Below are 12036 nucleotides of genomic sequence, written 5' to 3'. Positions count from 1 at the left end.
CTCCTATTTATTTTAATTTCTATTCTATTATAACACGATTTTAATAAAAACGGATAGGCAGGACCTACCCGTTCTCAATGTTTATCTTGTTTTTGTTGGTTTCAACTTGTAGATAAGTTAAATTGAATTCGGGCCAAAAACTCAGAAAATAGATAAGCTTTTCTAGAATCTTTGATTCTGCGTCAAGCTTCCTAATTTTCAGTCGCTTTTTTAACGCCCTTAGTATCTTATTCTTACCAACGGAAGTGTGCGAAGGCACGGTTAGCTTCAGCCATACGGTGAGTGTCTTCACGTTTCTTAACAGCTGCACCAGTGTTGTTAGCAGCGTCCAAGATTTCTTTTGCAAGACGGTCTTGCATTGTGTGTTCACCACGAAGGCGAGCGATTGTTACCAACCAACGAAGTCCAAGTGTTGTACGACGTTCTGGACGAACTTCAACCGGAACTTGGTAGTTTGAACCACCGACACGGCGAGCACGAACTTCAAGTACAGGCATGATGTTTTCCATAGCTGTTTCAAATACTTCCAACGCATCGTTTCCAGTTGCTTCTTTGATTTGGTCAAAAGCTCCGTAAACGATAGAAGCTGCTGTACCACGCTTACCATCAAGCATAACGCGGTTGATAAGACGAGTAACTAATTTTGAATTGTAAAGCGGATCTGGCAATACTTCGCGCTTAGGCGCTTGGTTTTTACGACTCATTTATCTTTCTCCCCTTTCCTTATGCTTTTGGTTTTTTAGTACCGTATTTAGAACGGCCTTGTTTACGATCGTTAACACCTGCAGTATCAAGTGCACCACGGACGATATGGTAACGTACCCCTGGAAGGTCTTTTACACGTCCACCACGAAGAAGCACAACACTGTGCTCTTGCAGGTTGTGTCCGATACCTGGGATGTAAGCTGTAACTTCAATCAGGTTGCTCAGACGTACACGGGCAAATTTACGAAGGGCAGAGTTTGGTTTCTTAGGTGTCATAGTTCCGACACGGGTTGCAACTCCACGTTTTTGTGGTGAAGATACGTTTGTTTGAACTTTTTTATGGCTGTTGTAACCAACGTTCAAAGCTGGTGATTTAGATTTTTCTACTTTTGATTTACGCGGTTTGCGAACCAATTGGTTAATTGTAGGCATCTACATTCTCCTGTATTTTTTTAATTTTGGTGATGATACACTTGGTGACAGCTACCATCTGCGTGTACTTTTGCAACATTTGTCAGCACGTCTCTGTACACTTTTGAGAGACCAAAAGTAAAAAGTACCGTCTATCATTATAGCACGACGATACTTTTCTGTCAATACATTTTTTCTATTTTAAGCTTATCTCTGCTTATTAGATTGCTGCTAACTTATTGCTGCGGCTGAGCCACTGCTTCTTCTGATACAGCAGCTGGATTTTCAGAAATAGCTGTCTGGGCTGCTTCCGGATCAATCAAGACTGATATCGCCTGAATACGGCTTTGGAATCTAGCTTTCGTCGCTGCATCCTTAACCTTCTCTACTGCAGTCTTAGCCAGCTGCAAATCTTCCAAAGTTTGCATGGTTTCAAGCTGTTTAACGGCTTCTTCTGCGCCCTGAACTGCTTGCTCCTCTTCCTGAATTTCTTTTTCCTGTGCTTCTTTTTGAGCAGAAGACAGTTGTAAGGAAGAGCTGCTTGATGCGATGCTGGCAGCCGAACTAACTGAATTCCTATTGGTATTAGACTGCCCCTGCACAAAAACCATGCCAGTAATCAGAATCCCAAATAAAATCGACAATACTCCTAAACGAATCCACAGCGGACTGTGGTCAAACTTTTCTAAAACTGTTTTCATCTATAATCTCCGCCCTTTTCCCTAATCAAAAATATTTCCAATTTCCACATCAATGGTATTCGCCTTGACATCAATATTGGTCACTTTCAAGAGCGATTTATAGTCCAGATAATCGCGATTGGCCTGCGCGTTGTCCGCAAAGACAGCTACACCTGCCAACTCAGAGTCAAACTCAGATAAGAGGCTAATCATCCCTGTAATGGTCCCCCCGCCTTTGAGGAAGTCATCCACAATCAAGACGCGGCTGCCGGCCTTGAGACTGCGCTTGGACAAGAACATCTTTTCGATACGATCTCCGCTGGAGCCTGATACGTAGTTGACACTGACCGTTGACCCTTCTGTAATCTTTAAATCCCGACGAACGATGACAAAAGGTACATTAAGTACATTGGCTACTGCATTGGCCAAAGGAACACCCTTAGTCGCAACCGTCATGACCGCATCAATCTGTTGATCCTTAAAACTTTTGGCAATGATTCGGCCGATATTATTCAAAATGGATGGAGTGCTGAGCAGATCAGATAGGTAAATGTAGCCCCCCGGAAGAATCCGATTGCTTTCAGACAGCTGATCACAAAGACCTTGTACAATGGTCTTAGCTTCTGTATCGGAGATGGATGGGCTAAAAATGACTCCTCCACCAGCACCAGTAATCGTTTCGATAGTCCCAATTTCAATCTCTTCAAATGCACGCTTAATAATGACAATATCTTCTGAAATAGAAGATTTGGCAGATTCATATTTTTCTGCAAATGTATTTAAGCTCGTTAATTCATAAGGATGGTTAATCAAATAATTAGAAATAACCACCATACGCTCACTTCTTCTTAATTTCATTTTTTCACCAATTAAAGTTATTTTATTCATTATACCATAACAGAAACAAAAAAACGAACATTCTTTTCCAAGTAATGTCCATTTTTCGTATTTTACTGTTCAAGTTTTGGTTTGTAGAAAGAACGGCCTTCAAGAGCGAATATTTTATTGCTCATTTCACCTGGATCAACAAGTCCTAAGGCAGCAGTCATCATCATCATCTCCGCATCCAGATTATCAATCATGTGCAGAATTTCTGCCTCCATAATCTTAGGCCGTACAGGACTGCCATATTCCAAGAGACCGTGGTGGCTGAGAAGGACATGCCGCAGGACAATAACCTCTTCCTTACTATCGTCAATTTTCAGCTCCATCAGGGTCTTGGTCAACTCTTCATCAATCAAAGCAATGTGCCCAATCAGATTGCCTCGCACAGTGTACTCTGTATTTTCCGGACCAGTGAGTTCAATAACCTTGGCCAAGTCATGAAGCATGATCCCAGCAAAGAGCAAGCTTTTATTAAGCTGAGGATAAATGTCTCCGATAGCATCGGCCAGCTTGACCATAGTAGCGGTGTGAAAGGCCAGACCAGACTCAAAAGCATGGTGATTGGTCTTGGCAGCTGGATAAGAATAAAACTCCTTGTCGTACTTGCTATAAAGCGAGCGGACCACGCGCTGCCAGACCGAATTCTCAATCTTAAAAATCATCTGAGATAAATAGTCTCGAATTTCTTTCTGGTCAACTGGCGGTTTTTCCTTGAAATCCGCTGGATCATTGGGCTCTCCAGCCTTAGGAAGACGCAGGGTCAGTTGATTTACCTGGGGTGTGTTATTGTAGACTTCTCGTCGGCCTTGCATGTGCACGACCTTGCCAGCAGTGAATTCTTCAACATTATGTGGCTGAGCATCCCAGAGTTTGCCTTCAATTACCCCTGTATCATCTTGGAACGTAAAGGCCAGATAATTTTTTCCAGCCCTTGTCTGACGGACTTCTGCTGACTTGATCAGATAGAAACCTTCAAACAGTTCATCTTTTTTCATTTGATTAATCTTCATTGTTTTCCCTTTCTTCTGAAAAATCAAGTAAGTTCAAATCGAGGTCTCGATCAGACAGCTCAATATGGCGTAAGGTTCTTTCGATAGCTCCTGTCCGCCGGGTTAAGAGTTCATCAATGTTACCCGAAGCATGTTGCAAGTGTTTTTGTGCCTTGGTCAGAATGCCACCGAACTTGTTAAACTCGGATTTGACTGAGCCCAGAACCTTGCTGATGTCGTCCGCACTTTTTTGGATATTGAGCGTTTTAAATCCGACAGACAGTGAATTAAGCAAGGCAGAAAGGGTCGACGGACCCGCCACCACAATCTGCTCCTCCCGTCGCAAACTGTCAAAAAAGGCTGGATTGCGGACAACTTCCGAATAGAGACCTTCCGTTGGCAGAAACATAATTCCAAAATTGGTCGTAGCCGGCGGTGCCAGATATTTACTCTTAATATCCTTGGCAAAGCGCTTGACACTTGCTAAGAGAGACTTGCGGTAGAACTCAATCTCTTCCTTGCTGCCAGACTCATAAGCATCTTCCAAACGGTAGTAATCAGCCAGAGGGAACTTAGAATCAATGGGCAGATAGACATATTCATGCTCCGTCTGTCCCGGCAGTTTAATAGCATATTCGACACGCTCACTGGAGCCGGCCACTGTCACAAACTCTCGCTCATACTGACTGGCCGTCATGATGTCCTCAATAATCTGCCCCAGCTGCAGTTCCCCTAGAATCCCTCGTGTCTTGGTGTTGGAAAGAACTTTATTCAGCGTGCCGACATCTCGAGCAACACTCTGCATTTCTCCCAGACCGCGATTGACAGACTCCAACTGCTTAGAGACGGTTTCAAAAGAGGTCTGAAGACGAGTCTGAAGTGTTTTTTCCAATTTTTCTTCAACGGTCTGCCGCATCTGCTCTAGACGAGTTTCATTGGACTCTTGGATTTGCCGCATACGCTCGTCAGTTTTATCCCGATTCTTGGTCAGGTTATCGCTGATTTCCAAGCGCAGCTCTGTCAAGTTGCGGTGCAAATCTGTCCTGACCTCGCTCAAACGGTCTCCCAGAGCTAATTCCAGCTCTTTCTGAGCCGTTTGCTTTTTCTGGCTTTCCTGCTCCAAGCGATAGTCCAGCTGATCCGATAGATGATCTGCCTGATTTTCCAAGGCTTGCTTTAGCGTCTCAGTCTGCTGACTAAGCTTTTGCCATAGGAAAAAGGTCAGCACTAGATTTCCCAAAAGAATGAGGATGATTATAAACTCCATATCAGCTCCTGTCTTTGCTGTAAATGACGACTGTATAGCCGCTATCAAAGTCCAAATAAATGGGCTTATCTATAAATTCGTTAGAAGCATACACTTTTTTGAAAAAAAAGTTATCTTTATTGAGCGGATATTTAGCGCCCTCAATCGTTAAGGCAGCATCATCTGACGGCAGAAAGGCTAGATAGCGCATGCCAGCTACTGGTTTGATTTCATGACACCCCTTAGGAACATAGGTCAGCAGATTCTGCTCATCTTCCAAAAAAATCTTTTCCATATAAGGTGCAATTTTTTCATTACTGGGCAGGAAGACATTGGCCAAGGCATGATCCAGACGGCCGCCAAAGGCTCCAAAAATAGTTAGACAAGCATCTGGATACCGCTCAAAACAAGCCAGAACAGCTAACTCTAGGTCTGTATCATCCTTTTCAGGATGGGCCTGAACGACTTCCTTGGCTCTATCTGTTATACGCAGCAATTCTTCCTTGCTCACAGAGTCAAAATCCCCGACAGCCAAGTCAGGACAAACTCCTTGCTCAAGCAGAAAGAGGCTTCCTCGGTCTACTCCGACCAAAAGATCAAAATCTAAGCTAAAATGCTCCAAGTTCCCGCCAGCAAACAGTGCAACCTTAATCATGCAGGGCATCCCGTAAGGTCTGAACTTGATGGTTGACATCGCCTTTGAAGACATAGCTGCCAGCCACGAAGACGTTGGCACCGGCTTCTTTAGCAATTCCAATGGTCTTGTCGTCAATACCGCCATCCACTTCAATATCAAAATTCAGCTGATTGACTTCGCGCAAAACGACCAGTTCACGAATCTTATCCATGGTTTCTGGCAGAAAGGCCTGACCGCCAAAGCCTGGATTCACTGTCATCACAAGGACTTGGTCAACCAGATTTAAGACATTTTTGACTGCTTCGACTGGTGTTCCTGGATTAATCACAACACTAGGCTTGACTCCTGCTGCCCGAATCTTCTGCAGCGCTCCGTGGATATGAGGTGTCGCTTCGGCATGGATGCTGATAATATCTGCACCAGCACGAGCGAATTCTTCGATATGGTGCTCAGGGTTGGAAACCATCAGATGGCAGTCAAAGACTAGCTTGCTGTGAGGACGCATACTGGCAACAACCCCAGCCCCAAAGCTGATATTGGGTACAAAATGACCATCCATAATATCAATATGGGCATACTCAGCGCCTGTTGCTTCTAACTTTTTCAATTCTGCTTCAAAATTAGCATAGTCCGCACTTAGAATTGAAGGGGCAATTTTGAATGAAGTCATAGTTCTTCTCCTTATTTAGAATTTTTTTTGGCAACTTTTTTATAGGTTTCCCGACGATTCTCAATCTCACTGAGAAATTGCAGGTAATTATCAAAGCGGAATGACGCTATCTGGCCGGCCTCAACTTCTGGCTTGACTGCACAAGCTGGCTCGTGGGTATGAGTGCAAGTACGAAACTTACAGGACTGGCTGACCTCAGCAATCTCTGGAAAAGCTTGATTGAGATCTTCAGCTGTAGTCACCTCGTAATCCAAAGACGAAAACCCTGGTGTATCAGCAATCTTCCCACCGTTTAGATTGTAAAAGCTGACAGCCCTTGTCGTATGGCGGCCACGGCCAAGACTTTCAGAAATCTCTCCTGTTTCAAGCTGCAAGTCCGGGGCAATCTTATTGAGCAGAGTGGACTTTCCAACCCCTGTCTGTCCCATGAAAACAGTAATTTTCCCTGTCAGCAGCGGTAGCAACTCCTCAGTGGTTTTAACGACCTCATAACCGATGGCCTGATAGGACTGCACATAGACATCCAAACTCTGCTCATCCTCAAGCAGGTCTAACTTGCTGATGTAGATAATAGGATGAATCCTCTTATGCTCTAAAAGCACCAGAAAGCGATCCAACAGATTGGCATTGAAATCTGGCTCTTTCGCGCTCATGATTACAACTGCCTGGTCAATGTTGACAATGGGAGGTCGAACCAGGCTGTTTTTACGCTCTGCTATTTTTAAAATATAGCCTTCCGAGTCTTTTTCTGCTGAAAATTCGACTTCATCACCGACATAAGGTGTCTGCCCTTTTTTGCGAAAATTACCCCGCGCTCTGGTTTGATAAACCTGTCCATCCGACTCTACATAATAGAAACCAGCCAGAGCCTTAATGATTTTTCCTTGCAAGATTGCTCCTTAAAAGTTAATACACTCATTATAACAAAAAAAGCGAGATTTAGCTTGCTTGTTTTGCATAGAAGGCATTTCTTAAGGTTGGGGTCATTTTTCATAGAAATCAACTGCTTTAAAATACTTGAAAATAAAACTAACATGATAAAAGCGAACAAGTCCAAAAGAACCTGTTCGCTTTTTTATATCGAATGAGATGCTCACTTTATTTTTCAGTAAGTCACAAAACTGATTAGCTGCGTTTCGCCTTAGCCATCAGCATGCCTCCTGCGAGAAGCGCTGCTAGGAAGCCAAGAATAGTAACAAGAAGACTTTCTTCCTGTCCAGTACGAGGAAGAGCTTTTCCTCCGCCTTTCGGAGCTTGACCGCCTGGCTTATTAGTTGAAACCTTATCTTCAACACTCTCTTTCTTAGCAGGGATATGACTGAAGGTCAGCTGAGTACCGTTGATCTCAAGCTTGTAGCCATCTACTGGATCAGCAGCAACGCTATAGATAATTTCCTTACCGTCCTTGTACTTAGGAAGGCCGCTAAAGTCATACTGCCAACCATTTTCTCCTGACACAACCTCTTCTTTGATTGGTTTGCCATCTGCCAAGAGGCGAACAGTAACCTTAGAAGGTCGCACCTTATCTTGATTTTCAGCATCTGACCATACCGCAGTTCCCTTAACAGCAATCTGTGTTGGTTTATAGCTGTTAGTCAAAGTGAAGCTGCCATCTGTTGCTTGTTCTTGGCTGCTGCTATAACCCTCAACCGTCACTTCTTCAAGGACTGTATAGTTGATTTTCTTGCCCTTCTTATTCTTAGGCAAATCCTTGGACTCAAACTTCCAATCAGTAGCAGCTGTCACTTCCAGCTCGTCTACCACCTTGTCTCCGTCCAAAATCTTTACCTTGATAGATGCTGGGCGCTTGCCATCTTGATTATTAGCATCATCCCAAACCTTTTGACCAGAGACTTTAACAGTTTCTGGAGTGTAGGAGTTGGTAACAGTGAACTTATCAATCTTAGTTTCATACTGAGCAACAGCATCTTCCTTAAGTGTGTAGGCAATCTCTTGACCATTTCTATATTTAGGCAGGTCTTTAGATTCAAACTTCCATCCGTTAGCAGCTGTTACTTCAAGCGTATCAACAATAGTGCTTCCATCCATTACCTTAACTGTAATAGATGTTGGGCGTTTGCCGTCTTGATCGTCTGCATCATCCCAGACTTTCTGACCAGAAACTTTAACCTGCTCTGGAGTATGAGAATTGGTAATCGTCTGACCTTCTACTTTCGGACTGTAACCTTTTTCTTTCAAAGCGGCTACTGTTGCATCATCCTCTTTGACAGAGTAAGTAATCTCCTGCCCCTTATCAAACTGAGGCAGATTGGTGAAGCTTGCTTTCCAAGTGTTAGCAGCTGTCTTATTATCAGCCGTCAAGGTTAATGTCTTACCTGCGACAGCAACTGGCTCTTGACCATTTATTGAGCTATACAGTTGCACTGTGATAGAAGCCGGACGCTTACCGTCTTGGTTATCAGCATCTTCCCAAACCTTAGTCACAGCATATTCTGTACTTTGAGGAGTGTAAGAATTAGTAATGGTAAACTTATCAATCTTAGTTTGATAGTCCGCAACTGCTTCTTCAGTAACAGTATAGGCAATCTCTTGACCTGCTGCATACTTAGGAAGGGCTTTCGACTCAAACTTCCAATCGTTAGCAGCTGTTACTTCCAGCTCATCTACGACAGTATCGCCATTTTTTACCTTAACCTTAACAGAAGCTGGACGCTTGCCATCTTGGTTATCAGCGTCATCCCAGACTTTTTGACCGGAAATCTTAATCATCTCTGGAGTGTAAGAGTTGGTAACTGTGAAATCTTTGATTTCTTTAGTGTAGCCAGCCACATCATCTTCCTCGATAGAGTAATCAATCTTCTGACCATTTTCATAAACTGGTAGATTTTCAAATTTGGTTTGCCATTGATCAGCAGCTGTCACTTCCTTGCTAGCGACTTCTGTCTTGACACCGCCGACGGTCTTCATCAGCTTAATGCTAATCTTAGTTGGACGTTTGCCGTCTTGATTGTCGCTGTCATTCCAAGTCTTGCTGGCAGTGATTTCTGTCTTCTCTGGTGTATAAGAGTTGGTGATATTGTAGCCATTAAGATTGGTTGAATAACCTGGTACAGCTTCTTCCGTTACTGTATAGGTAATTCGTTGGCCATTCTTGTAGACTGGCAAGCCAGTAAAGTTGTAAGACCAGCCTTCTGCCTCTCCGACTGTTTGAGTATTGACTTTTTGACCGTCAGCTAGCAGATTAACTGTGATAGAAGCTGGACGTTTGCCATCTTGGTTATCGCCATCTTCCCAAGTCTTGCTTCCAGACACAGTCGTTGTCTCTGGAGTGTAAGAATTGGTGATGTTGTAACCATCCACTTTGCTAGTATAACCTGGTACAGCTTCCTCACTTACGGTATAAGTGATTTCTTGACCTGCTGCATACTTAGGCAAAGCCTTAGACTCATACTTCCATTCGTTAGCGGAAGTCACATTTTGCTCATCAACAACCGTATCACCATTCAGAATTTTAACCTTAACAGAAGCTGGACGCTTACCATCTTGGTTTTCCGCATCATCCCAGACTTTCTGACCAGAAACCTTGACCGTTTCTGGAGTGTAAGAGTTGGTGATGTTGTAGCCGTCCACCTTGCTCGTGTAGCCCGGTACAGCTTCTTCTGCAACAGTATAAGCAATTTCTTGACCTGACGCATATTTAGGAAGAGGATTAGATTCATATTTCCAACCGTTAGCAGCCGTCACTTCCTGCACATCGACAATATCTTGGCCTTTCAAGATCTTGACTCTAGCAGCATTTGGACGCTTGCCATCTTGGTTATCCGCATCATCCCACTTCTTCTGACCGGAAATCTTGATGGTTTCTGGCTTGTAAGTGTTGGTCACTACAAAGCCGTCAGCAGCATTGCCAGTTACCTGAGATTGATAGTGAGGGACCGCGTCTTCTTCCAGAGAATAAACAACTTCTTCGCCCTTTTCATATTTGTTCAAGTTGGTGAACTCGGTTGACCACTGGTCAGCTTCGGTCAGAGTTCGGTTCGCAACTTGAGATTTTTGACCACCGACTTCTTTATAAAGTTTTACAACAACATTGGCAGGACGTTTGCCGTCTTGATTTTCAGCGTCATCCCATTTCTTGCTAGCTTTGATAGCGATTTTCTCTGGCGTACGACTATTGGTCACAGTGAGATTTTCCTGATCTACTTCTGGAGCATCGTAACCATCAAGCTGATCTTCACCGATTGTATAGGTGATTTTTTGACCATTTGCATCAAAGATTGGTAAATCAGTTGTCTGAGCTGTCCACTCCGCATCTGTACTGCCACCAGTTACAGTCACTGTCTTATCAGCCAGCTTTTGACCGTTAGCGTAGACATCTACAGCAATAGAAGCTGGACGCTTGCCATCCTGATTGTTTTCATCTTTCCAAACTTTCTTGACTGTCAGCCTTTTGCTGGCATTTGGATCTACCGTATTCTTGACTGTTTTGACTGCACCATCAGCCTTGATGGTCACTTTCATCGGATTGCTGTCCAGTACATAGCCTTCCGGAGCTGTTACTTCTTCTACAGTGAATTGACCTTTCTTGATTTCTTCACTTGAGAAAGGTTGTGTAGAAACCCGACCGTTAGCATCTGTTGGCGGCAGAGTAATCTCTTCACCGCTAGGAGTTGTCACCTTAAAGACAGCACCTTCCAGCATTTTGCCAGTCTTAGAATCTTGCTTGTAGAGAACCAGACTGTTGCTGATATCAGCTGTGATGACACCGCCCTCTGTAATCCGGCTGCTGCGCTCTATCGTAGAACTCGTCTGACTAGGACGATCGTCTCTGAATGGCAGTTTTGTATTATCAACTTCCATCTCAGCCGTATTGGATACTAAAGAACCATCAGCTGGTGAAGTAGTCATATAGTTCAACATAAAGGCACGATTGCCTGGGTTATTGATGGTTAGAGTAAACTCTGTATAAGTGTCATTATAGGCAACTGTATAATCTTGACCTTCTTTCAAGATAACAGAATTCGCAATACTTGATAAACTCTGCGTGTACTCCCCTTGGCGAAGGACAAATTGCTCCGGAACGAATTGCATTGGCGCACTGCTATCTGGAATGACATCCTTGATAACAATCGGAGAATTATAAGTCTTTTGCTGAGTATTGATACGAACAGTCCAGTTATGGGAGTAGTCTCCGCTCTTGCCAAGAATAGCCGAATTATATGGCTTCTTAGCAATGACCCCTCCAATCTTAGCGTAGTTTTCACCGGCTGTTGAAAAACTGCTTTGTTTGCGCTCGTTAATGGTTACCTTATGGCTCATCGCGCCTTGAGTTTCCTCGGGATTATAATTCCAGTCCTGATCAGCGCCTACTGTCGTCGCCTGAAAGTCAAAGAAGAAGCTCCCTCTTACTCCACTAGCAGTTGTCTTAGACTTGTAATCTGCCAAATTCTGAATAGTAACTGTGATCAGACCGCCCTTACCTGAACCATTCGATGTCATCTTAGCAGCTCCGAGCTGGACCTGCGTTTCATTATCCGTCAGAGTAAAAGTTGTACCATCAGCAATGGTTGCACCGTTCGGTACTGTAAAGGTAAAGGTATCCCCATCCTTGAGCTGGTTATCGTAAGCAGACAAATCAAAAACTAACTCATAGCGATAATTTCCCCCTTGAACCAAATTGTAAGCACCGTTAACCTTGGTTGCTTCGCGGCCATTAGAGTGGTCCCAGATTTTAATATCTGTGATTGCATTCTTCAAAGCATCCGCTTGAGCAGTTGCTGTAAACAGCTTCAAATCCAGCAAAAACAGAAGGGGCAGCATCAAAAATAGCAGCCATTTTTTCAGTTTCATAA

10 protein-coding genes are annotated in these 12036 nt (G+C 43.7%); all 10 read right to left on the bottom strand.

The window, feature by feature from the left end:
• Positions 1-233 precede the first annotated feature (233 nt).
• The 10 genes from rpsG to RP262_RS00565 all read right to left on the bottom strand — a co-directional run bounded on the left by rpsG (position 234) and on the right by RP262_RS00565 (position 12034).
• Positions 234-704, bottom strand: a complete 471-nt coding sequence (rpsG, locus tag RP262_RS00610; protein ID WP_311153949.1) for a 30S ribosomal protein S7 — start codon at positions 702-704, stop codon at positions 234-236.
• A gap of 19 nt (positions 705-723) precedes the next feature.
• Positions 724-1137 carry a 30S ribosomal protein S12 gene (gene rpsL / locus RP262_RS00605; RefSeq protein ID WP_003003125.1) on the bottom strand — a complete coding sequence of 138 codons (414 nt, stop codon included), beginning with the start codon at positions 1135-1137 and terminating at the stop codon, positions 724-726.
• A 215-nt stretch (positions 1138-1352) separates the two neighbouring features.
• A complete protein-coding gene (locus tag RP262_RS00600) occupies positions 1353-1817 on the bottom strand; it encodes a hypothetical protein (RefSeq protein WP_227965425.1) in 465 nt (154 codons plus the stop codon).
• Positions 1818-1838: 21 nt separating this feature from the next.
• Entirely contained in the window at positions 1839-2654 is an 816-nt protein-coding gene (gene purR, locus RP262_RS00595) for a pur operon repressor (protein WP_032905583.1), read from the bottom strand.
• A gap of 92 nt (positions 2655-2746) precedes the next feature.
• Positions 2747-3691, bottom strand: a complete 945-nt coding sequence (locus RP262_RS00590; RefSeq protein ID WP_227965421.1) for a 3'-5' exoribonuclease YhaM family protein — start codon at positions 3689-3691, stop codon at positions 2747-2749.
• Entirely contained in the window at positions 3681-4937 is a 1257-nt protein-coding gene (gene rmuC / locus RP262_RS00585) for a DNA recombination protein RmuC (protein WP_311153948.1), read from the bottom strand. Before rmuC ends, RP262_RS00590 begins: the two co-directional genes overlap by 11 nt.
• Before the next feature lies 1 nt (position 4938).
• Positions 4939-5571: a thiamine diphosphokinase gene (locus RP262_RS00580; RefSeq protein ID WP_311153947.1), complete on the bottom strand. Its 633-nt coding sequence runs from the start codon at positions 5569-5571 to the stop codon at positions 4939-4941.
• The gene (rpe, locus tag RP262_RS00575) at positions 5564-6223 is read right to left on the bottom strand and encodes a ribulose-phosphate 3-epimerase (protein ID WP_049552868.1); all 660 of its coding nucleotides are present in this window, start codon (positions 6221-6223) and stop codon (positions 5564-5566) included. The genes RP262_RS00580 and rpe overlap by 8 nt, the downstream gene beginning before the upstream one ends.
• A gap of 11 nt (positions 6224-6234) precedes the next feature.
• Complete coding sequence (gene rsgA, locus RP262_RS00570) at positions 6235-7113, bottom strand: ribosome small subunit-dependent GTPase A (protein WP_311153946.1); 879 nt, start codon at positions 7111-7113, stop codon at positions 6235-6237.
• A 235-nt stretch (positions 7114-7348) separates the two neighbouring features.
• Positions 7349-12034, bottom strand: coding sequence for a Cna B-type domain-containing protein (locus RP262_RS00565; protein WP_311153945.1), 4686 nt, complete (start codon positions 12032-12034; stop codon positions 7349-7351).
• Between the last annotated feature and the right edge of the window lie 2 nt (positions 12035-12036).

This window comes from uncultured Streptococcus sp., from assembly GCF_963456385.1.
In the GTDB taxonomy this organism is placed as follows: domain Bacteria; phylum Bacillota; class Bacilli; order Lactobacillales; family Streptococcaceae; genus Streptococcus.
Note: the sequence above shows the minus strand (reverse complement) of the source record. Positions and strands in the feature narration are given on the sequence as shown.